Raw genomic sequence first — 24,067 nt, 5'->3', positions numbered from 1 at the left:
CAATAAACATTCGTGGTCGAAGAATGTCAAATTATCTTCACATAAATATATGCAATCCTCGTTTTATGGTATAATTGTTTATTATACGAAAGATGGGAGCATCACTATGTTAAAAGATATTTTTATCGCATTGTCAGAAAATCAAACATTAAACGGGGCAGCAAAAAAATATGGTTTAAAAATGGGTGCACAGCATGTTGTTGCTGGAACGAATATTGAAGAGACGATGGAAAGCATAAAAAAACTAAATGCACTTGGAATCTCTTGTACTGTAGATAATTTAGGGGAATTTGTTTTTGAAAAAGAGGAAGCATTAGAAGCAAAAGCACAAATTATCGCTGTCATTGAAGCAATTGAAGAACACCAAGTAGATGCACATATTTCACTAAAACCATCTCAACTTGGATTAGATATAGATTATGATTTTGCATTAGAAAATTTAAAAGATATTGTAGCTGTAGCGAATAAATACGGTACTTTCATCAATATTGATATGGAATCACATAAACATTTACAACCTTCATTTGATATTTTGGACGAGCTATCAAAAGAGTACGATAATGTTGGAACTGTAATCCAAGCGTACTTCTACCGTGCTGTAGAAGATATTCAAAAATATAAAAACTTCCGCCTTCGTATTGTAAAAGGTGCTTATAAAGAACCAGCGGAATATGCATACCAAACAAAAGAAGAAATCGATCAAAACTATGTAGAATTAATCGAGTGGCATCTATTAAACGGGAAATTCACATCGATCGCAACACATGACCACAATGTGATTAATCATGTTAAACAATTTATAAAAGATAATAATATTCCGAATGATAAATTTGAATTCCAAATGTTATACGGCTTCCGTACAGATATGCAACAACAACTTGCGAAAGAAGGCTATAACTTCTGTACATATGTACCGTTTGGAAGCGACTGGTACGGCTACTTCATGCGTCGCCTAGCTGAGCGCCCGCAAAATATGAACCTTGTCGTAAAACAAGTATTCAACAAAAAAACAAACACATTAATCGGAATCGGTGCAGCTGCATTCGCACTAGGACGACTAACAAAAAGTACCAAAAGCAAAAAATAAATGACAAAAACTGTGTTGCCGGACTCTACCGCAACACAGTTTTTTTGTTTGTACAGTTATGTTACAGGATTGTTACTGGTGCCAGGCACCAGTAACAATCCTGTAACATAAAACAAAAGCATAAAAAAAAAGCATAAAAAAACACCTTATTCTACGGGGAATGGTAGAATGAGGTGTTTGGGTCCTTGTTATCGCTCAAGGATTATATTGAAATCGCCGTATATTTGATACCTTCGTTTTTTCGCTTCGTTTTTTCGCTCTGTTTTACTAACTAACAGTTTCCCCTATTATGGCTTAGTTGGTTGAACTCGCTTCCTTCAAACTCATTCATCAACTTTAATTACTATTCATTTGTTACTATTATCATATCGAAATTAAATGAGAATACTCATAGAGTTTTATTAGAATTTGATGAGAGATTTTTATTCCCATGTGACCGAAAGTATTTTTCCGGAAATTGCATGAACTTGTATGGTTGCTTTTGTTTTCTTTTCTTTCGCATTTTCCTTACTGTCGCCTTCAGTGACCGTTGCTTTCATCACAATTAAATAGTACCCACCTTCATTTGTTTTCACAAACGAACTACTTTCAACTGTCCCTTTTTGTTGTTGTTGGGCTTTTTTTATTGCTTGTTCTTCCGAGATTAGTACTGTTGCAGTAGTGTCAGTTTTTGTTTCTGACTTTGTTTCCGTCTCCGACTTTTTAGTCTCTGACTGCACCGTATTGGTTTGAGAAGTTTGGACTTGCACTTGCGTTTCCTCTGACTTTTGTTCCTCTGCCTTGGCAGATTCGCTTGGTTTTGCATTCACTAGTTTCATCGGTTCTACTTTTTCTTCAGCTTTAACAGTGTCCTCTTTTGGGGTTTCTACTTTTGTTTCTTCTTGTTTACTTGTCTCTACTTTTAACGAATCTTTGCTAATCTCTTTTTCGGGCTTGTTATCTTCTACCTTTTCTTCAATTTTGGAAGTGGCAGATATAATGTATTTGGTCACTGTATTTTCATTTGTTTTCGGTTTTTCTGATGCATCCACTTCTTTATTAGTAGCTGTCTTTTTTTCACTAATAATTATTTTGGTAGGTGCATTAGTTGGTCCTGTTACTGTTCCCGTCTCTTTTTCATCTTCAGGAGCTTTTTCTACATCAGGTTGTCCTACTATTTGAGGAGATGGCTGCTCTGGGATCAATTCAATTGGTCCTGCCGCAACTTCCCTTTCTGTTTGAACAATGTATTCATCCGATTGTTTCAGCGAATTAACCTCACCTGTTAAGGCATCCATTTCTACTGAATATACAATTCCATTTTTCGTAATAAGCGCATCATAAACCGCTTCATTTTTCTTCACGATAGCTACTTCTGCGTCATAAGTCTGCTCAAGTTGGGAGCGGACTTCATTTTCCGTTATCGATGGATGATTTGTCCGGGTAATGGTTAATAAAAACACAATTACACTACCAGCTATTATCACCAAAACAATCGATAGAAATCTTTTTAATTTGAAAAATTTCATTCACGCTTTCCCTCCCCAAATCTATCTTAATGTACTAACATTAAAAATCGATGAGAATTGGAGCATTTGGAATAAAAATATGAATCGTTGTGCCAAATCCAACGGTACTTTCAATTTTCAATTCCGCCGACAGTCGAGAAGCGATGTCTTTAGCAATCGCCATTCCAAGCCCTGTGCCACCCGTTTTTCGATTTCGCGCTTCATCCACTCGATAAAAACGGTCAAAAATATGCGCTAAATCTTTTTTCGGAATACCATTTCCATAATCTAATATAGAAATAGTTATACCTTTTTCTTCTTCTAAAATAGTCGTTTTAATTTCTTTCTCACTATATTTTCTTGCGTTATCTAATATGATCAAAAGCAATTGCCGCAATTGTTCTATATCTGTATTCGCATAGATTGGACCTTCGCCATTTAATAAAAATTTACGATTATATGCTGTACGCATTGATTGTAATGTAGTTTCTACTAATTGAAATACGTCTATTTTTTCAAATTGTCGCATTTGTTGTTCATTACTTTTAGCTAGCAATAACATTTGAGCAATCATTTCTTTCATTCTAGCCGTTTCATTTACAATCGCTTGCACCGATTCTTCTGCAATTGCAGTGTTGCTAAAGCCATGCCTTGCTAGCAATTTTGCATAGCTTTCAATGACAGTGAGTGGTGTCTTTAATTCGTGGGAGGCATCCGATACGAATTGTTCTTGTTTTTTAAAGTTTTGCTCTAGCTGCTCCATCATCTCGTTAAATGCGATGCCCATTTGCGTCATTTCATCTTTCTTGTTTGGAGGAACGACAATCTTTTTATACGTTCCGGATAATCTGCTTTGGGACATTGTGTTTATTAGCTTTTTAATCGGTTTCGTAATGATTTTTCCTAATGTTACGCTTGAGGCTGTCGTCAGGATCATACCGACCAACATGACGCTTAGTAAAATAAGACGGAGAAAGTCTAAATTCTTTTCTACGTCAATTAATATTTTCATCGTCTGAACTTCCGTAACTTCGCCGTTCACCCAGATGACTGGCTTGCTAATCGTTAAAATAGGCGATCCTTGAAAGGCACCTATTGAATACCGTTCTCCTTGTTGAAATTCGGGATGAAAGTCATTAACACCATCAATTGTTTGGACAAACAGTTTCACTCCCCCTTTACTATCAATGACACGAATGCCACCATTCGGAGGAATATATGTACGCAAAATAGTTGCCGCGTCTGCTTCTTCACTTATTTTACTTAATGCCGCAATTAGCTCATCCACTTCACTATTAAGCTGTTTATATTCTGTATCAAAAGCCATTCTTTCAAATAAAATATAAATACCAATATTCATTATGCTTAAAATAACAAGTGTAAGAACAGTTGAAAATAGATGGATCTTTGTTTTAAGTTTCATTGATTTTCTTCTCCTTCAGTACGTATCCGACACCCCGCACTGTTTGAATAAGAGAAGACTTCCCACTTTCTTCTAATTTTTTACGTACATAGCGTATATAAACATCTACTACATTTGTATCTCCATAATAATCAAACCCCCACACCGCATCTAACAATTGCTCTCTAGTCAGCACTTGGTTTGGATGTTTCATCAAATAAAGTAAAAGATCATATTCCCTAGGTGTCAAATTGACAGATTCACCATCGTTTGTTATTTCTCGTGTTTGTTCGTTTAATAGGAGTGAATTGAATATATGAATATTCTCATCCTGCTGCGAAACAACAGAGGAAGATTTGGAAAAGCGTATAGCAGTGCGGACCCGCGCAAGAAGTTCCTCAATTTCAAAAGGCTTCGTAACATAATCATTCGCCCCTAAATCTAAACCAGTCACCTTATCCTCTAAATCACTTTTAGCAGTTAACAAGATAACAGGAGTATTAGTCTCCGTTGCACGAATTCGTCTTAAGACATCTAATCCGTTCAACCCCGGCAACATCAGATCTAGCAAAACCAAATCCCATACTTTCTCCCGGTATTTGATCAACCCATCTGTTCCCGTATACGCAATTTCGACAGCATATCCTTCGAATTCCAGCTCTAGCTGAAGAACACGCGCGATATTTTCCTCATCTTCAATAATCAGTACATGCTCTTTCATCGGAACTCCTCACTTTCTTTCCCACTATTTTATCACACCACTCACTAAAAAAACCGTTCCTAATCGCTTTAAAACCAGATTGTTACAGTGGTGTTACTGGTGCCTGGCACCAGTAACACCACTGTAATATTAGGCCAAAAAATAGGCTTGTCGAAAATTTAATTTTGAGCGTGTTTTTAGTAGGAAAATCGAATTTTGGAGTATTTTTTGCCTATTAAAATGAAATTGTCGTAGAAAAAGGCTAATTGTGACAATTGTTGTTTTATTAATTTTGTTGTATGGTGTAGTCAAAACGTCGGGGGTGTTAGTTTAATGGGGAGAATGAGAAGAGTTTGGCAGCCGGAAATTTTTTATCATGTCACGATGCGTGGAAATAATAGACAAAATATTTTTTTAAACGAAGGGGACTTTGCTTTATTTTTCCGAGCACTACATTATACGAATGAGAAGTATTCATTCACAATCATTGCTTATTGCATTATGAATAACCACTATCACTTACTTATTCGTTCACCTGAAGTACCACTTTCTAACGTAATGGCCATTCTAAACAAACGTTATTCCGAGTTTTTCAAACGGAAGTATAATTACTTTGGTCAGCTCTATGAGACACGTTTTTTTGCCAGCATGGTTGTGGACCCAATTAGCTTATTAAATGTAAGTAGTTATATTCACCAAAATCCTTTACGAACAACGAATACACTTGCGGATAAGATGGAAGCTTATCCATATAGTTCTTACCAGTATTATGCCAACCAAACAAAGACGAAACCTAGTTTTATAAATACGCAGTTATTGCCATCTTTTTTCAAACAATACCCGGAAATCGTCGCGGAGGATTATTGTACTTATTGCGAGAATTTTCGAATGGAAGAAGAAAGCCCTCTCTTAGTTTGACTTAAGAGAGGGACTTAATCAATTACGCCCAGGAGTAATTGCGTCCGGATTTTGAATTGCGCTTGTGGCCATCAGGATATAGTTCACTCAGGCGACAGTTTTAGTTTGCTGATTCAAGTAAAAAATATTAAGCAATAGTTTCATCACTATTAATAAGTGTGAGATTGGAACTTGCTACTCTGCATCGATCTACAAAAGCATTGAAAATAGGACGAATGATGGAAACTTTTCCTTCCATCATTTCTGGATGCCACTGAACCGCTACGACAAATCGTTCATCAGATTCCAACTCCATCCCTTCTATAATGCCATCTGGCGCCATCATTGTTGCTATAAAGCCTTGTCCCAAATCTTTCACTGCTTGATGATGGAAACTGTTTACGCCAAGTTCATCTGTTTGATAAATTTCATAAAGAAGCGAATCTTTTTCAATTGATACCGGATGGAATGCATGATGTCGTATCGCTTTAGGAACTGAATGATTAATGCCCTCTGGTTTTTGGGATTGTAGATCTTGATACAGTGTCCCTCCCGTCGCAACTGTTAGTAACTGCATACCTCGGCATATGCCAAGCACCGGCACATTCATATCGTACAAAACCTTTCGAGCGAGCTTCACTTCATGGGAATCACGCTTTGGTTCTATTAAGCCTAATCCAAACTTAGGATATTCCCCGTAGTAATTGGGATCCACATCAGATCCACCAGAAAATAAGATACCATCTAGCTTTTGCAAAAGAGGCGTCAATGTTTCGATATCCTCTGTAACTGGTAAAATAACAGGTACTCCGCCTGCACGTTCAATCGCAACAATATAATCATCTGCAAGCAATTGCCATTCTTGATTTTTTGCACCTATCCCCACTGCCATGCCAGCAGTATCGTCTGATAAATAGTTTGCACATACTCCAATAAGTGGTTTCACTTTACATCCCCCATTGTATTCTATCTTAGCAAAAAATCGCCGCTCTTCCATTAAGAAGAGCGACAATTTGTCTTTCATTATTTATATCGCCTTAACCTGATGGAAAAGCGCTACTTAATAAAGTTTTACTTTACTTCGACAATCCAACCAAATGGATCCTCAACTGTTCCTTTTTGGATTCCAGTTAACGCATTATATAATTTTTCGGAAAGCTCTCCAGTCTCACCGTTGTTCACATAGAATAATTCGCCTTTCCAGCGTAATTCACCGATTGGAGAGATAACTGCTGCCGTTCCAGTTCCAAATGCTTCGTCTAGCTTCCCATTTAAATATGCCTCACGAATTTCTTCCATAGAAACTTTACGCTCTGTTACTGGTACACCCCAATGCTTCAATAATGCAATAATTGATTTTCGTGTAATCCCATCTAAAATGCTACCGTTTAATGCTGGTGTTACTACTTCTCCATCAATTTTGAAAAATACATTCATGCTCCCGACTTCTTCGATATATTTTCGCTCAATACCATCTAACCAAAGAACTTGTGAATATCCTTCACGGTCCGCAACTTCTTGTGCTTTTAAGCCAGATGCATAGTTTCCAGCTGTTTTCGCAGTTCCTGTACCTCCAGCTACTGCACGAACATATTCATTTTCTACTAGAATCTTTACAGGATGAATTCCTTCTTTATAGTAAGAACCAACTGGTGACATAATAATGATAAAACTATATGTTTTAGAAGCAGAAACTCCTAAATGCGCCTCTGTAGCAATCATAAAAGGACGAATATAAAGAGATGTACCTGGCTCATTTGGAACCCATTCTCTATCGATTTCGATTAGTTGTTTTAATGCTTCCAACGCAAGATTCTCATCAATTTGTGGCATGCTTAGGCGATCACATGAACCGTTCATACGTCTCATATTTTCTTCTGGGCGAAACAACCGAACAATTCCATCTTCAGATAAATATGCTTTCATTCCTTCAAAAACAGTTTGTCCATAATGTAAAATACTAGCAGATGGATCTAATGCAATCGGCTGATAAGGGACAATTCGGTGATCATGCCATCCTTGTCCTTCCGTGTAATCAGCTATAAACATATGGTCTGTAAATTTTGTACCGAAAACTAGCTGGTCGGACGGTGTTTTCTCATTTTTGTTTTCATTTTGCGTAATTTGAATTTTTAGACTACTCACTATGTATTTCCCCTATCAATTTAATTATTAGTAGATTGTCGCTGTATTTGGCGTACAATATATTATATGCAATTATACTACTTTTAAGAAAATTATAAATACCTTTCGGAAAAATATTTTTATTAGCTCCAAATAAACTACTATTACATAGGTAGAAATCTCTCCTCGTAGTAACAATTCATTACTTTTAGCCGATATAGATAGCAAGCGAATTAGGATTAATCGATCCGGATAAAAAGAATCCCATCAATCCTAATGAAATACTAACAAGAGGAAAAGCTTCCCAATTGCTCGTACGCTACTTAAATTTCTTAGAATCAGACTTAAAACAAAACTACCGCGACGATATGCTATATTTCAACTAATAACAAAGAACCCCTGATCAAAAGCAAACTGCTTTTGATCGTGGGTTCTTGTTTTGTTGCAGAATTGTTACTGGTGCCAGACACCAGTAACAATTCTGTCATATTAAATCCATATTAACCCACATTTAACCCATGTTTATACAAAGATGAGCCAGATGATCATTGTGACGATAATGGTTGTTACACCTTGTAGTAAAGTAGCCATTGTTTGCGCTTTGTATGCATCTGTTACTTTCATGCCGCTGAATTGTGTCACTACCCAGAAAAAACTATCATTCACATGGCTTACTGTCATTGCTCCTGCTCCGACTGCCATTACAACTAATGCAAGTGGTAGCGCTCCTTCAATACCTAGTGTTGGAAGCATTGGTGCAATTAGTGATGATGTAATAACAAGAGCAGCTGTAGATGAACCTTGTGCTGTTTTCAAAGCTGCGGCGATCAAGAATGGTACTAGTAAGAACCAAGCACCGTTTGCAAGTGCTCCTAAATCCATTTGTTGCAATTGATCCGCAACTCCTGAATTTTTGATCACTGTACCAAATGCTCCACCTGCACCTGTTATTAATAAAATAGGCGCTGCTTCTTTTAATGCCTCGCCAATCCATCCGGATAGAGTCGTTTCATTGATCTCCGGTAACAATAAAAATGCAGCAAAGACTCCAAATAATAATGCTACAGTTGGCGCTCCTAAAAATTGCAAGAATTGTGTAAATCCAGTTTCACTTCCCGTTAATGCGGCTACTGAACCAGTCCCGATTAATACAATCGGCAACACAATTGGTAGAAATGCTTTAAACGTAGATGGCATTTTACCGAAAGATTTGATTACTTCTTCATAATCGAGCGCTTCTTCATGATCAGCTTCTACATCAATTTTCATACCTACCTTAACTGCCCAAATATACCCAACGATAACTGCTGGTATTGCGACAAACAAACCAACTAAAATAATAGTACCTAAATAGTCTGTAGCCCCAATATTACCTGCTGCTGCAATCGGACCTGGTGTTGGTGGAACTAATGTATGTGTTGCATACAATCCAGTTGATAAAGCAACTGCCATAGAAGCGACTTTCACTTTCGCGCGTTTTGCCAATGATTTTTTCAAGCTCGATAAAATAATAAATCCTGAATCACAAAATACTGGAATCGATACGATATAACCGATAATCGACATCGCAAGCTGTGGTCGCTTGTCTCCTAAAACACGAAGCACTACTTCCGCCATACGATAAGCCGCACCCGATTTTTCTAAAATAACACCGATAATTGTACCTGCAACAATGACGATCCCAATACTTGTCATCAGCCCGCCGAAACCAGCATTGACATTTTCAACGACTGTAAGTAAAGGCATGCCAGATGCTATACCTACAAAAAATGCACTTATTAAAAGCGCCAAAAATGGATGCAATTTGAACACCGCTGTTAACAATACAACTAAAAGCACTCCCACTAAAATCACAAAAAACAACATTTGTTACACCCCTTTTTCTAGAATAGATTGCATCATTTCTTTAGCTCTATAGCGTAAATAATAGTCCGCTTTTTCCATAGAAGCTTCTTTAGAAATCTTGCCACCTACAACACTCTCAAGCTTATAAAAATAACTTGATAATTGCTGTTTACTTTCCTCTTCGATAAATCCAGATAATAAAATAACGGGAACACTCATTTCACGCGCAACATTCGCAACTCCAATAGGTGCTTTTCCAGAAAGTGTTTGCACATCTGATTTCCCTTCCCCTGTTATGATGAAATCAGCACCTTCAATTTGCGCTTTAAAATCGATTGCTTCCATAACTACTTCGATTCCTGGTTTTAATGTCACCGGAAAAAACGCAAGAAATGCACCACCTAATCCACCAGCTGCACCTGCACTAGGTTTATCGTGAAGTGCAATGCCCGTTTCTTCTTCGATTTTCTTGGCTAAATGAAATAAATTTTGATCAAGCTCGTCTACCAATTCAGTAGTAACCCCTTTTTGTGGACCAAAAATGGCAGTAGCTCCATTTGGACCGATAAATGGGTTATCCACATCGCAAGCAAGAATAAAATGACATTCTCCAATTCTTTTATCCAAGTCCGTGCTATCAATTTTATGTAAGTTTGCTAACGCTTTTGCACCTTCTAGTATTTCAAATCCAAAATCATCTAGAAACTTCATCCCCAGCGCTCGTAGCATTCCTGTTCCACCATCGTTTGTCGCACTTCCTCCGATACCAATGATGAACTTTTTATATCCATGATCGAGTGCGTGCAAAATTAACTCTCCCGTGCCAAATGTTGAAGCGATGAGAGGATTTTTTTCCTCATCTTTCAATAACATTAAGCCCGATGCTTTTGCCATCTCGATTACACAAGTTTCCCCGTCTCCAAGTACGCCGTATAGTGCCGATATTTTTCTTCCGATGGGATCGTGTACATTCACTTCTACTGTATGACCATTTGTCGCCATTACAAGCGGCTCCAATGTGCCCTCCCCACCATCTGCTACAGGGAGTAATACAGTTTCAATCATTGGGTTTACTTCTTTTATACCTTCTCCTATTTCTCTTGCCGCTTCCATTGCAGTTAATGAACCTTTAAAAGAATCAGGACTGACAACAATTTTCATCTTCTCACCTCCACTTGTTCAAGCGCTTACATATTAGTATATTGATAGTTATAAGTTTTTACATTATACTTAATGTACAAAATAACTGTATTATAACAGAAGAGTTTTTATACTTGACGGAGGTTCTATGATTACCAAACAGCTGGCCAATCAGATAGTTGAACAAACGATGCTTCGGCTACACCGAAATATTAATGTAATTCAAACGAATGGAATGATTTTAGCTTCTGGGGATCACTTGCGGGTAGATAGTATTCATGAAGGGGCCGTTATTGTTGCAGAAACGGGGCAGCCGTTATTAATTACCGAGGAAAATAATCATTTATTTCCGAAGACGAAACCTGGTATTAATTTGCCGATATTTTTTCAAGAAGAATTAGTTGGAGTTATTGGAATCACTGGAGACCCAAAAGAAATCGAAGAAATAGCGACACTCGTTCAGCTAACAACAGAAATGATTGTCTATCAAGCATTAATCGCCTCGGAACACGAGTGGACTCGAAAAATGCAGGAGATGGTCTTTGAAGAATTAATGAGTGGGCAGCCTTTACAAAAAGTCATTTTCGAAAGAATAAATAAAATAGGTTTCCAAAACAAGGCCCCTTTTCATACGATGATGATCGAGCTCCATCCAGAATCTAAATCTTATCAAACCATACTTCATAGTATCGAACACTTCTTCCACCAAGATTCTATTTTAGTCGGTCATTATCAATTAAATGAACACTTCATCCTTACTTCTGGATTAGATGAAAATGTATTTCAACAAAAAGTGAAACAACTCGCCAACATGCTTCAGAAGTACAATGCTTTGCCAATTTCGATAGGTAAAGTCGTTCATTCGCTCGATCAAGTCCATTATTCTTATCGAACCGCAAAAATTGCGCTTGAATATGGACAACGCGAACAATCTATAATTCATTTTGAAGAAGTAGAACTATATTCTCTATTTAAAAAGCAAGACTCACAAGAAGCGAAGAATTTTACCAATCGGATATTAGGTGCATTAGATGAAAAACTACAACTTACTTTACATGCATATTTCAACTGCAATCAGCAGCTAGCAGTTTGTGCAAAAGACTTAGAAATTCATCGCCACACACTGTCTTATCGGCTTAATAAAATACATAACTTAACCGGATACAATCCAAGCTCGTTCCAGGATGCCATCGTTTTACAAGTCGCATTGTGGATGATGGATGGAAACTTTCACAACAAATAAAAACCGTTTCAGCTTTTATTCACTGAAACGGTGTATTGTATAATTATTTTTTTGCTACAGATGATACATCGGCAACTTTTTTAGCTCCAACGTATTTATTTCCCCAGTAATATGGGTCATTTAATTTATCAACTCGAACACCTTTAGATGTCGAAGCATGAATGAATTTTCCACTACCTATGTACATTCCAACGTGAGAAACGCCTTTACCTGATGTGTTGAAGAATACTAAGTCTCCTACAGCTAAGTTAGCTTTTTTCACTGATGATCCTGTGCTGTACATTCCTGCTGCTGTTCTTGGTAAGTTCACACCATTGTTTTTGTAAATATATCCGATAAATCCAGAACAATCAAAGCCTGCTTTCGTTGTTCCACCATAACGATATTTAATTCCTATTAAATTTTTCGCACTTGATACTATTTCATTGGATGCTACAGTGCTTGCTGCCTCTGTATTTCCTGCAAATGTTCCCGCGGCTAAAACTACAGTTAAACTAAAGATTGTAATGATTTTTTTAAACAAAGAAGTCAAAACTTATGTTCCTCCAAAAGATGTGTATTGAAAAATTCTACTAAACTAGTATGTGTAAATTTCTCTATACCCATACTAACACGTTATAAACTAAAACGAGTTTACAGTTGTGTAACAAAACTATTACAAGAAACGTCTAATAGATTTCAACTCTATTTTTGTTCTAGTCATTTATTCGTAATAAAACATTCATTTGTTCTGTATCTTTTATACCTGTTCCTATGGTATAAATAGTATAAAGAAATGATTAGGAATTACCTAGGAACAGGGGAGAGTTTTATTATGAAAAACACACTAACAGTACATCTCGGCTCGATTATTGTTGGAATAATCGTTGCGATGCTGTTAATCACTTCGGTTGCTACTTATAAAACTGCATATGATGAGTTATATAAAGCAGCAGGCATTGAAGCTTACGGTTGTGCCAATATTACAACTGGTTTGATCAATCCTTCCGATATGATCAAAATAATCGATGGTGACGCAGCTGCAGTAGATGCCGTTAGTAAGCAGCTTAATTGGACAACCGCACATAAGGATATTTTTGAAACCCAGTATATTGTAGATTTAGATGGAAAACTACTAGCACTTGATGATCATTTAAAAGCAGATGGTTACAAGGCTGGCGATCAGTTTTATCTAGATAAAGAAGCTGCAGATATGCTTGTTGAAATGGGGCATCCAACTTATTCTCAAGTTTATGAATTTGGTGGCATGAAGCGTCTTTCTGGATATGCGCCAATCTATGAAAATCATGATCCATCTGGCAAGATTATCGCAATTAGCGTTATCGACTTCGATGCCTCTATCGTAGCAGATCGGACTTGGGATGTGGTCAGTAAAGGCATACTTACTAGTTTAATCCCTATGATTCTCGCTTCTATTGTTACGTTATTTTTAATTAGAAGAAAAACAAAACCGCTTTCAGTACTAATTGCCCATGCGGGTGAAATTGCAAAAGGTAATCTATCTGTGAAAGATACGAACTTCACAAGCAAAGATGAAATTGAAGAACTAAGCAAAACGCTTAATAAACTTGCTGGAAACTTTCGCGAGATTATCGGTACAGTTCAAACGACTTCTGATCAACTGACAAAAAATGCAGAGGAAACAGCAGCTTCGTTAAATGAAATGAAAGACGCTGTACATCAAGTCGCGACGAATATGAGCGAAACAGTTGCCTCTATTTCAGATGGTACAATGACAGCGGAACAATCATCTACAATTTTACAATCTCTCGCTGGAGATCTGCAAGATTCTAAAATAACTGCAGATGCGAGTGTAGAGAATTCCAAAACTACAATGGCGACAGCAGAAGAAGGCTTAACCCGTGCAACGGAAATTAGTCGCGATATGGACAAAATCAGACAAGCTTCTATTGAAACAGGAGAAACGATTCAACGTTTAAATGAAGCAACGACCAAGATCCAACACATTACTGGCTCCATCGCAGCAATTGCCGCGCAGACAAATTTACTTGCATTAAACGCATCGATTGAAGCGGCTCGTGCAGGCGAACATGGTAAAGGCTTTGCGGTTGTTGCAGAAGAAGTTCGAAAACTGGCTGAACAATCCAACAGTGAAGTAAACCAAGTAGAAATGATAGTCCAAGATATTACGGCAAGTATTCAATCTGTTGTAACTTCCACAGAAGAAAGCACAAAACTAATTGAAACAGGCTCTACAACAGTGTTGCAAACATCTCAATCATTAAGCGACATTTCAAACGAAGTAGCTAAAACTGTAGAAGAAATCTCTACTATTTCAAGTAAAGCTACAAGCGAAGCGGAAGACTCCAAGCAAGTGGTGAAACTCATCCAACAACTTACAGAGTCTATTCGCGAAATTGAAGAAGTGACAACATCTATTTCGGCAGCAACGGAACAAACAACTGCTTCTATCGACGAAGTAGCAAACCGCTCTAACGAAACAAGCCATATGGCACATGAACTTCAACAAATCGTAGGCAAATTCAAACTATAAACATAAAAGCTCGCTTCTCTTTAAGGGAAGCGAGCTTTGTTTGTGGTGCCAGGCACCTGTAATAATTCTGTAACATTCGTGCAGTATTAATGAATACCATGCGAAACCATTGCATCTGCTACTTTTAAAAATCCTGCTATATTGGCGCCCACTACAAAATTTCCAGGATGCCCGTAATCTTTCGCCGCATCAAAACAGCTTTTATAAATGTTTTTCATTACTACTTTTAACTTTTCATCTACTTCTTCTACAGTCCAAGACAAACGCATACTATTTTGCGACATTTCCATTGCAGAAACTGCCACACCGCCAGCATTAGCCGCTTTTCCTGGTGCAAACAAAACACCATTCGTTTGGAAAGCATGAACCGCTTCTTCTGTACAAGGCATATTCGCACCCTCACCTATCGCTTTAACACCATTCGCAATAAGCAATGCTGCATCTGCTTCTTCTAATTCATTTTGCGTCGCACATGGCAAAGCAATATCGCAAGCAACTGACCATATATTGTTGCATCCTTCATGGTACACAGCATGCTTATGAAATTTTGTATATTCTTGAATTCTTTTATTGTCAAATTCTTTCAATTGTTTAACTGTTTCTACATTGATACCTTTTGGATCATATATATATCCGCTAGAATCGCTACATGCTAGCACAGTTGCACCTAGCTCAATTGCCTTCTCCATCGCATAAGTTGCAACATTTCCTGAACCCGAAGCAATTACTGTTTTCCCAGCAAAGCTATCCCCTTGTCCTTTAAGCATTTCATTCACAAAATAAACACAGCCGTAGCCAGTCGCTTCTTTTCGTCCTAAGCTCCCACCATGATTAGGGTCTTTTCCAGTGAAAACACCTGCTTCAAAACCGCCTTTCAAGCGATTATATTGCCCAAACATATAGCCAATTTCTCGTTTCCCGACCCCTATGTCTCCTGCTGGTACGTCCATATCCGCTCCAATATATTTACTTAGCTCTGTTATAAAACTTTGGGTGAAACGCATAATTTCACGCTCCGATTTCCCCTTAGGATCAAAATCTGAGCCCCCTTTTCCTCCACCAATCGGCATACCAGTCAATGCATTTTTAAATGTCTGCTCGAATGACAAAAACTTCATAATACTGCTATTTACTGTCGGATGAAAACGAATTCCACCTTTATAAGGACCAATACTATTATTAAACTGCACACGGAAACCGCGGTTCACTTGTACTTTCCCCGTGTCATCTTCCCAAGAAACGCGGAACGAAATTACTCGGTCCGGCTCCGTAATACGCTCCAAAATACCATTATGAATAAATTCAGGATGCTTTAAAAACACAGGACGAAGCGAATCAAAAATCTCACGAGTAGCCTGTAAAAATTCCTTCTCACCCGGATTACGCTTTTTCACTAATTCATAAACTTCATGTACATAATCATTGGCTCTGCTTTTTTGTTCAACATTATTCTCTCTCAATAAATCCATATTTTTGCCCCTAACTTTATTCATTCTTTTATCCATTATCTCGAATCTCCCAAAAACATTCAACATAAACATAATACTAGTGTAATAAATATACATAAAGTGTTACAATTATACGTCTGAAAATCCTAAGATTCATCATACATCCCCAAAATTTTTATATGAAAAATGTAGCGATATTTTAAATTTTTTCAGTATTATTTCAGTTATGTTTCAGGTGCCTGGCACCTGAAACATAACTGAAATATACTCAAAATAATAGAATCCATTTTTTTACTTGTATAAGGCATGCATTCTATTATGAATTTAAAATTTTCTGAAAAGCGATTAGTAGCTTTTTTTCCCTTTATAATAGGTTAATTAATAAACACATACGAAAAAGTTAAGAAGAGAGGAATTAAACATGGAAGCAGTAAAAAATTCAGAAATAAAAAGAAAGTGGAAGCCATCTATTCCACATGTGTATGTTATATTATTTTCACTCGTTATAGTAGCAGCGATTTCTACTTATATATTTCCATCAGGAGAATATGAACGGATGGTGGACGAAGCAGGCAGAACTATTGTTGTAGCGGATACATATACAGAAACTGATTCTACTCCCGCTGGATTTTGGGCTATTTTCCAAGCTGTACATAAAGGTATGGTGAATTCTGCAGGTATTATTTTCTACATATTCATTGTTGGAGGCTCTTTTGGGATTTTGCAAGCAACGGGTGCCATTGAAGCTGCAGTTGGTTCAATAGCAGAAAAAATGAAAGGAAAAGAGATCTTAATTATTCCGATCCTTATGACTTTCTTTGGCTTATCCGGCGCGATGCTTGGTTTAGCAGAAGAGACAATTCCTTATATTACAATTTTAGTCCCTTTAATGTTATTAATTGGATACGATTCAATGGTAGGAACAGCTGTAGTGCTTCTTGGAACTTCAGCAGGATTTACAGCGGCATTTATGAACCCTTTCACCGTTGGGGTAGCTCAAGGAATCGCAGAAGTTCCTTTGTTCTCCGGTCTTTATTTACGAATTGTATTTTTTGTTATATTTCTATCCGTAAGTATTTGGTATGTCATGCGTTATGCTCGAAAAATAAAAAAAGATCCAACGAAAAGTACACTTTATAATGACACAAGTAGTGACAGCTTCAAAGTTCCAGACACTATTCAAACACTAACGAATCGTCATAAATTAATTTTCGTCATATTACTTGCAACACTTGTGACGCTCGCATTTGGAGTTATTAAATTTGGATGGTATTTATCCGAAATTGCTGGGTTATTCTTATTAATGGGAATTCTAATGGGCTTAATCGGAAAAATGAACTTCAGCCAAATTTCGGAGCAATTTATAGAAGGATGTCGAGTACTTGTCATGGGAGCGCTAGTAGTTGGGGTTGCCAATGCAATTTTAGTTATTCTTCAAGATGGTAAAATTATGGACACTATTCTATACGGATTCTCTTCTGTCATTGGTGACATGCCTGCAGGTTTTGCAGCATTTGGAATGTACATCGTTCAGTGTTTACTTAATTACATTATTCCATCAGGTAGTGGACAGGCCGCACTAACAATGCCTATTATGGCTCCCCTTTCAGATTTAGTAGGGGTAACTCGTCAAACAGCTGTACTCGCCTTCCAGTTTGGGGACGGCATATCTAATATATTCACACCGACATCGGGATATTTCATGGCAGGACTTGCGCTTGCAAAAATTTCTTGGGTAAAATGGGTAAAATGGATTTTCCCTCTTATTATAATCCACTATGTGTTAGGTGCAATTTTCGTCACCATCGCACATTATATAGGATTTTCTTAATACCATACCCCCTCTATTTTTGGGGGTATTATTTAATTGAAAGGAATTAAAATAATGAAACCAGATATAAATTTAACAAAATGGATTATTGAACAACGACGTTACTTACACACACATCCAGAAATTTCTCATGAAGAAATAGCTACCAAAACGTATATAACGGAACAATTACACGCTTTAGGAATCGAGACTTATTCCATAACCGGCAAGGACGTTGTCGGTATTGTGAAAGGAGAATATCCTGGAAAAACAGTGGTTATCCGTTCCGATATGGATGCTTTACCTATACTAGAAGAAACAGGTCTTCCGTTCGCTTCTGCCAATAAAGGCGTGATGCACGCTTGTGGGCATGACGGACATATGTCTATTTTACTCGGCATTGCCAAATTACTTGTTGACAATAAATCGGCTATTCATGGCACGATTCATCTTTTATTCCAACATGCAGAGGAAGCAGTTCCAGGAGGAGCTGGGGAAATAGTTAAAACGGACTTTTTGGACAACAAAGATGCCATTTTCGGTTATCATTTATGGCAACCTTTAAAATCAGGTTTAATAGGAGTTCGACCAGGTCCTACGATGGCAGGCGCAGATCGTTTTTCCATTACTATTTATGGAAAAGGAGGACATGGTTCAATGCCGGAAGAAACGATTGATCCAACGCTAGTTATCTCGCATATTATTACCCAACTACATACCATTGTCAGCCGTAATATTAAAGCGATCGATCAAGCTGTCCTAAGCATCGGAGAATTAAACTCTGGTACAACATATAATGTAATACCTGATACAGCGTATGCGTCCGGTACTGTTCGTTATTTCAATATGGAAACATCCCTGCTAATTCGAAAAAGAATTGAAGACGTTGTAGACGGTGTATGTAAATCGTTTGGTGCAACATGCAAAGTAGAATACTTTCATGGGGATCCACCTGTACTGAACAATATAGCGTTAACTTCTTTTATTCAAAAAACAGCGATCTCCCTTTTCGGTGAAGAACGAGTAGCGGACATCGACCCGATTTTAGGTGCCGAAGACTTCGCGTGTTACTCACATAAGATTCCAGCATCATTTACATTTATCGGTGTTGGAAAAGAAGAAGGTCCATATGGCCATCACCATCCGAAATTTGATATCGACGAGGATATGCTATCTGTAGGAGTCGAGCTATTTACAACAGGCTTACTCGATTATTTAAGAGACGGTATCAACGAGAACAATTAATGCAATGGAAATGTCACAGGAATGTTACTGGTGCCTGGCACCAGTAACACTTCTGTAACAAACACCCCAATCACAAAAAAAATCAAAAAAGTGACTCCACCGTCGAAAAGGTGAAGTCACTTTTTTCTGTTAGTATAAGCTTTTAATAAGTGTTTCTAACATGACTGGCATTTCGACAAAAGCACTATCTACATGTAGTCGCTCTGTTTTTTGATGCGCATCTTTGCCGAATGGACCTACATTTAGTACTGGTCCTTTTAATCGTGCCATATCTTCAAATGGGATACTATATGTATCTCCCCAGACTGGTGTGTTACTTTCAAAAGCGGTCCAACCATTGCCCGAGTCTTCATAATTTACATAACTTAAATCACAAATCCCATTGAAATAGTGGATTTGATCTATTTTATTGTCAAATGTTTGCGCTGATTTTTTCATCAGTTCTACAGCTTCCTTCACAAGTGGATGATCGGAAGTATTAACAGCTGGATAATATGGTGGTGCAAACAAGAGAACAGTTGCAGGTGCTAGCTCCTGACATTGGATCATGAGATTGTCCACAATACGAAGGGATTTTTCACGGTCGTCCCATGTATCGTTTTCAAGCGCTTCATTTTTTAATCGTTCTACTTCAGCATTGCCTAATTTTTTATTTGCATATGCTAAAAGCTGTTCGTAGCGAAGCACTTTCACTTCTCCAACACCACTCACTTGCTCACGCGCACAAATCCCTTTGTAGCTTTCGTTCAAAGCGTCCATCGCTTCTGTAGCTACTTGTTCGAACAAATCCATAACTTCCGCAGCTGTGCGTTTTAACAAAAACACATTATAAAGTGCCACCGCGCGATACGGCGTTTGTGTAGAGTAGGACATTTTCAAATCTTTTTGTTGTAGGGAAACAGGAAGTGGTGTACTTTCCCCAAGATCTGTCTCACGGAATAAAGAATTCCACTCCATACGCTGTGTTAAATAAGATGCGATATAATTCGCCGTCATCCCTTTCATCGGCTCTCCAACATGAGTCTCTTTCCCATAAAACAAAGCAGCTGGCATAATTTTCCCGATTGTTCCAGAATAAATATACTCCGCGATATCCAGTGGTTTTTGTGAAAAAGAAGGTTCACTATTCAAAAATAGTTTATACGTTAGTCCGAACTCCTCTTGAATGCGAACTAACTGTGGAACAGCCGCACGCATTCCAGCAGAATTCACTTCCTCATCGGGAACAGTAGTTAACACGAGATTGATCGGCCACGCTTCGCGACTCGCTTTTTCAAGCAACTGCATATGAAGCGCTAGCCCCATTTTCATATCCATCGTGCCTCGACCAAACAAATACTTACCCGTTTCCAAATCAATACGCGCCGATTCATCCAAATCATCCGGATTTTCCATTAACTTTTTCGTTAACTCCTCTGGAAAATAAGCAAGCGGTTGAAGTGTTCCATATTCTTCCGTTTGAACCGTATCAAAATGGCTGATTAAAACAACTGTCTCAACAGCTTCCGGATGTTTGTATAAGGCAGTGACCACATGTCGTCCAAGTCCTGCATCATGCAACTGCAAATGACTCGGGTGATCTTGAAAATATGCTAATTCTCTTAACTTATCTAATACTTTCGGAGCAAAAGTAGTTTCCCCTTCTGTCAACGTAATACTATCCCAACTAACAAGTTCACATAACAACGCCCGAAGTTTTTCCGGCGTATCCCATAATAATTGACTCATCCTCTATTTCTCCTTTGTTGCTGCTGTTGGTTTGTTACGGGTGCCAGGCACCCGTAACATAATTGTAATATTAGCTCTCTTGTACAACTTTTATTGTTACTTCTTTTTGAAGCTTTTTCTCTAATCGCAATTTATAGAATAGCATACAAGCGATGAAGAATCCTACACCATAATATAAACCTACCCGCTGCGTAGGGTCAAATGCCAAAAATACTAAGATTAATAAACAAAATGCAATACAGAATATAGGGACAAATGGATAAAATTTAACTTTATATCCTAATTCCTCTAGTTTCCCGCCATTCTTTATATAACGTCTGCGGAACATTAGCTGAGATGCAGCGATCCCCATCCAAGAAATTGTAACAGAAATTCCTGCTATAGACATTAATAACACGAATACTGTATCAGCCTCCATAACACTTGTCAGTAAAGACAATAACGAGAAGGCCATCGTAAATAGTAGAGCAGTAAGTGGAACTTTTCGTTTAGATAAACGACCGAACACTTTCGGTGCCATACCTTCTTTGGCCATCGACCATAATAAACGAGTCGATGCATACAAACATGAATTCCCTACTGACAAAATCGCAGTTAATATGACAAAGTTCATAATACTACCAGCATATGGAATTCCAGCTAAATTCATTAACGTTACAAATGGACTTTCCAGTAATCCCAATTCAGTAGCTGGGAAAATTGCTGACAATACAATAATAGAAGCAATGTAAAACACGACAATTCTAAAAAGAATCGTTCGAATGGCTTTTGGAATATTCTTCTGCGGATTCTCCGTTTCCCCCGCGGCAATACCTACCAACTCAGAACCTTGGTAGGAGAAGATCACATTCATCATCGTCACAAAAACAATCGCAATCCCAGCAGGAAACAATCCAGATGGTGCTAAATTCGTTGCAAAAGGTGTAGCTCTTTCTTCCAATGGAATAAGACCAAAAATTGCTGCAGCTCCAATGATAATAAACAACACTACCGCAACAACCTTAATACCCGCAAACCAAAATTCAGCTTCCGCAAACGCTCTTGTTGTAAGCGCATTCAATGCAAATAATAAAACCATGAAGATAGCACACCATATCCAGATTGGTACATCTGGAAACCAATGCTGCATCAGTATTCCTGCTGCAGTAAATTCCACGCCAGCGGTAGCCGCCGAACCTACAAAATACATCCATCCAAGTGAAAATCCCGCAGATGGGCTAATAAACCGAGTCGCGTAGGTTTGAAAAGAACCCGTTACCGGCATATAAACAGCAAGCTCCCCAAGACACACCATAACCATATACAAGATTAAACCACCAAATAAATAACCAAGTATAGCACCACCAGGACCAGCTTGGTTAATCGTGTAACCTGCATTTAAAAACAAACCAGTCCCAATTACCCCACCAAGCGATAGCATAAACAAATGACGACTTTTCATCGAACGATTTAATAAATCTTGTTGTGTTGAATCTCCATTACTAGACATAATATTCCCTCCCCTTTTGCAATCTACCTAGCAAAAACCACATACCCTTTTATTGCTTTGAAATATTACGAAATTATTACGGGTGCCTGGCACCCGTAATAATAAATCTGTTCTAATTTGTTAGAATCTTAGTGATAGGCAGCTTAGACCACCATCTTGTTTTTGTACTTCGGACATATCCAGTTCAATTGTTTCATAGCCTGCTTCATTGATTTTACGTTTCGTTTCGCTATATCCTTTTGGAATAATGACATAATCGTTCACACGGATACAATTTGCTGAGTATTCATCTGCATCGTTAATAACGATTTTGTCGTATGAATCAAACGCTAGATGATCCACAAATTCCCCTGCTACAACCATCTTGTTATTTCCTAAATAAGCAATACCCGTTTTCAAATGGAAAAACTTTTGAAGTGGGATGATGGTTGCCTCAAATCCTTCGCTTTCTAAAATTTCTTTTAGCTGGCGTGCTCCTTCTTCATTCGTACGTTCTGAAATTCCAATGTAAAACTTATTATCCGCTTGTAAAATATCTCCACCATCAAGAGTGCCAGGTGATTTAATATAATGAAACTTATCATAAAAATCTTTTAACACACTTTCAATTTCAACGATTTCTCCATTTCGTGATTCTGCTCCCGGATTTGTTATTACAGCAAATTCAGCTGTCAATACTGCCGCATCTTCCACAAACGTGGAATCAGGAAACTCCTCACTTGCAGCAAGAAGCGTTACTTCGACCCCACATTTTTTTAATGCTTCTACATATCCCTCGTGCTGAACTAATAATTTTTCATAATCCGGTTTTCCAAGATCAGATGTAGTTAAACCTTCTACATAGCTTTTACCAGGTGTTTTTGCGATTACTTTTTGAAATTTACTCATTTTATTTTCCCCCTTAGTTTCTAATGACTGGACTTGTTAAGCAAGTTGGACCACCAGTACCTAAAACACTGATTTCTCGCCCTTTGTATTCATAAACTGCTGCTCCTGCTTCTAGTAATTGTTGTTTGGTAGACTCATTGCCTTGTACTAACACACAAACCCGTGGTGCAAGCGCTAGAACATTGCAGCCAAGATTATCGTATTCTGCCTTTGGTACTTCTACTAATTGGATCCCACGCTCTATTAGCAACTGGCGGAAAAATACAGGCATTAAAGGAGAATGTACCACCGCCAAGTCTTTATCAACCATGCTAATAAAAGACATTAAGTGTAAGCATTCCGCTTCCCCTTGATCATGCGGAAGTTGCACGACGATGAAATCCTCTACATACGGAGCCGTTATTTCTTTTAACTGGCGAATTGCCTCATCGTTTGTACGGTATCCGCGCCCAACTACTAGTGTTTTATCATCTAACCAAACAATATCTCCCCCATCAGAGACTGCTTCACCAGTTAACTCTCCAATAATCGGAATCTCTTTATCTTGTAAAAACTCTTTATAGACAGCTGCTTCTGGCTGCCTTAATTTTTTGCCAGATTTTAAAATAATTGCTCCTGCAGGTGTAAATTTCACCGGATCATGTGCGTAAATAGAATCTAAGCCTACTTTATCTGATTGTGGAAGATAATCGATTTGTGGTACATGCTTTTCTAAAATTTCGATGAATGTTTTATATTCGCGGACTGCTTCTTCGAAATTGGGTTCTTCTAGATAATTAAATGTTTTCCATTGATTCGCTAAATGTTCTTGATTAATAAAAGCTTCATTCGGATGTTTTACAATTACTCGCTCTAAATTTTTATACATAGATGAGTTATAAGACATTTCTTCTCCCCCTTTTCCGCCTACCGGAAAACATTTCTGAATAGCGGAAATATTATATTTAAAATATATGCGCTTTATGGTACCATGTCAATATATTTAGAATATTAGAAACATATTATTTTAGAATAATATA

Annotated in this window: 19 protein-coding genes; 6 read left to right on the top strand and 13 right to left on the bottom strand. The window is 37.8% G+C overall.

Annotated elements, in window-relative coordinates; genetic code table 11:
* Positions 1-106 precede the first annotated feature (106 nt).
* Positions 107-1,087 (top strand): proline dehydrogenase family protein, encoded by a 981-nt coding sequence (locus ACIQ38_RS03220; RefSeq protein WP_402817876.1) that lies wholly within the window; start codon positions 107-109, stop codon positions 1,085-1,087.
* Between the two features lie 422 nt (positions 1,088-1,509).
* Here the strand turns inward: ACIQ38_RS03220 and ACIQ38_RS03215 are convergent, their stop codons facing one another.
* Genes ACIQ38_RS03215 through ACIQ38_RS03205 form a run of 3 tightly spaced genes read right to left on the bottom strand, consistent with a single transcriptional unit; the run spans position 1,510 to position 4,697 of the window.
* Complete coding sequence (locus tag ACIQ38_RS03215) at positions 1,510-2,595, bottom strand: PepSY domain-containing protein (RefSeq protein ID WP_402817873.1); 1,086 nt, start codon at positions 2,593-2,595, stop codon at positions 1,510-1,512.
* A gap of 40 nt (positions 2,596-2,635) precedes the next feature.
* A complete protein-coding gene (locus ACIQ38_RS03210) occupies positions 2,636-3,997 on the bottom strand; it encodes a HAMP domain-containing sensor histidine kinase (RefSeq protein ID WP_402817870.1) in 1,362 nt (453 codons plus the stop codon).
* Positions 3,987-4,697 (bottom strand): response regulator transcription factor, encoded by a 711-nt coding sequence (locus ACIQ38_RS03205; protein WP_402817867.1) that lies wholly within the window; start codon positions 4,695-4,697, stop codon positions 3,987-3,989. The genes ACIQ38_RS03210 and ACIQ38_RS03205 overlap by 11 nt, the downstream gene beginning before the upstream one ends.
* 321 nt (positions 4,698-5,018) lie before the next feature.
* Here ACIQ38_RS03205 and ACIQ38_RS03200 point away from each other — a divergent pair, with 321 nt between their 5' ends.
* The gene (locus ACIQ38_RS03200) at positions 5,019-5,594 is read left to right on the top strand and encodes a transposase (protein WP_402817864.1); all 576 of its coding nucleotides are present in this window, start codon (positions 5,019-5,021) and stop codon (positions 5,592-5,594) included.
* Positions 5,595-5,721: 127 nt separating this feature from the next.
* On the opposite strand, the gene ACIQ38_RS03195 is transcribed toward ACIQ38_RS03200, so the two are convergent.
* The 4 genes from ACIQ38_RS03195 to ACIQ38_RS03180 form a co-directional block, all read right to left on the bottom strand.
* Positions 5,722-6,519 carry a gamma-glutamyl-gamma-aminobutyrate hydrolase family protein gene (locus ACIQ38_RS03195; protein ID WP_402817861.1) on the bottom strand — a complete coding sequence of 266 codons (798 nt, stop codon included), beginning with the start codon at positions 6,517-6,519 and terminating at the stop codon, positions 5,722-5,724.
* A gap of 125 nt (positions 6,520-6,644) precedes the next feature.
* Positions 6,645-7,718: a branched-chain amino acid aminotransferase gene (locus ACIQ38_RS03190; protein ID WP_402817858.1), complete on the bottom strand. Its 1,074-nt coding sequence runs from the start codon at positions 7,716-7,718 to the stop codon at positions 6,645-6,647.
* Between the two features lie 501 nt (positions 7,719-8,219).
* Positions 8,220-9,563 (bottom strand): GntP family permease, encoded by a 1,344-nt coding sequence (locus tag ACIQ38_RS03185; protein ID WP_402817855.1) that lies wholly within the window; start codon positions 9,561-9,563, stop codon positions 8,220-8,222.
* A gap of 3 nt (positions 9,564-9,566) precedes the next feature.
* Positions 9,567-10,703 carry a glycerate kinase gene (locus ACIQ38_RS03180; protein ID WP_402817853.1) on the bottom strand — a complete coding sequence of 379 codons (1,137 nt, stop codon included), beginning with the start codon at positions 10,701-10,703 and terminating at the stop codon, positions 9,567-9,569.
* Positions 10,704-10,830: 127 nt separating this feature from the next.
* Here ACIQ38_RS03180 and ACIQ38_RS03175 point away from each other — a divergent pair, with 127 nt between their 5' ends.
* Positions 10,831-11,925 carry a CdaR family transcriptional regulator gene (locus ACIQ38_RS03175; RefSeq protein WP_402817851.1) on the top strand — a complete coding sequence of 365 codons (1,095 nt, stop codon included), beginning with the start codon at positions 10,831-10,833 and terminating at the stop codon, positions 11,923-11,925.
* A 43-nt stretch (positions 11,926-11,968) separates the two neighbouring features.
* On the opposite strand, the gene ACIQ38_RS03170 is transcribed toward ACIQ38_RS03175, so the two are convergent.
* On the bottom strand, positions 11,969-12,457 hold the full coding sequence (locus ACIQ38_RS03170) for a C40 family peptidase (protein ID WP_402817848.1): 489 nt from the start codon (positions 12,455-12,457) through the stop codon (positions 11,969-11,971).
* Positions 12,458-12,739: 282 nt separating this feature from the next.
* On the opposite strand from ACIQ38_RS03170, the gene ACIQ38_RS03165 reads away from it, so the two are divergent.
* Positions 12,740-14,440 (top strand): methyl-accepting chemotaxis protein, encoded by a 1,701-nt coding sequence (locus ACIQ38_RS03165; protein WP_402817845.1) that lies wholly within the window; start codon positions 12,740-12,742, stop codon positions 14,438-14,440.
* Positions 14,441-14,526: 86 nt separating this feature from the next.
* Here ACIQ38_RS03165 and gdhA read toward each other — a convergent pair whose 3' ends face one another.
* Positions 14,527-15,909, bottom strand: a complete 1,383-nt coding sequence (gdhA, locus tag ACIQ38_RS03160; protein WP_402819581.1) for an NADP-specific glutamate dehydrogenase — start codon at positions 15,907-15,909, stop codon at positions 14,527-14,529.
* 400 nt (positions 15,910-16,309) lie between these two features.
* On the opposite strand from gdhA, the gene ACIQ38_RS03155 reads away from it, so the two are divergent.
* Together ACIQ38_RS03155 and ACIQ38_RS03150 are read left to right on the top strand one after the other, a co-directional pair.
* Positions 16,310-17,719, top strand: a complete 1,410-nt coding sequence (locus ACIQ38_RS03155) for a YfcC family protein (protein WP_402817842.1) — start codon at positions 16,310-16,312, stop codon at positions 17,717-17,719.
* A 54-nt stretch (positions 17,720-17,773) separates the two neighbouring features.
* Entirely contained in the window at positions 17,774-18,943 is a 1,170-nt protein-coding gene (locus ACIQ38_RS03150) for a M20 metallopeptidase family protein (protein ID WP_402817839.1), read from the top strand.
* A gap of 129 nt (positions 18,944-19,072) precedes the next feature.
* Here the strand turns inward: ACIQ38_RS03150 and ACIQ38_RS03145 are convergent, their stop codons facing one another.
* The 4 genes from ACIQ38_RS03145 to ACIQ38_RS03130 form a co-directional block, all read right to left on the bottom strand.
* A complete protein-coding gene (locus ACIQ38_RS03145) occupies positions 19,073-20,671 on the bottom strand; it encodes a M20/M25/M40 family metallo-hydrolase (protein ID WP_402817835.1) in 1,599 nt (532 codons plus the stop codon).
* Between the two features lie 70 nt (positions 20,672-20,741).
* Positions 20,742-22,160, bottom strand: a complete 1,419-nt coding sequence (locus ACIQ38_RS03140) for an amino acid permease (RefSeq protein WP_402817832.1) — start codon at positions 22,158-22,160, stop codon at positions 20,742-20,744.
* Between the two features lie 120 nt (positions 22,161-22,280).
* Positions 22,281-23,048, bottom strand: coding sequence for a dimethylarginine dimethylaminohydrolase family protein (locus ACIQ38_RS03135; protein ID WP_402817829.1), 768 nt, complete (start codon positions 23,046-23,048; stop codon positions 22,281-22,283).
* A 13-nt stretch (positions 23,049-23,061) separates the two neighbouring features.
* A complete protein-coding gene (locus ACIQ38_RS03130; protein WP_402817826.1) occupies positions 23,062-23,934 on the bottom strand; it encodes a dimethylarginine dimethylaminohydrolase family protein in 873 nt (290 codons plus the stop codon).
* Positions 23,935-24,067: the final 133 nt, after the last annotated feature.

This window comes from Psychrobacillus sp. NPDC096389, from assembly GCF_044762855.1.
Taxonomy (GTDB): domain Bacteria; phylum Bacillota; class Bacilli; order Bacillales_A; family Planococcaceae; genus Psychrobacillus.
This window is presented reverse-complemented; position numbering and strand designations above follow the sequence as displayed.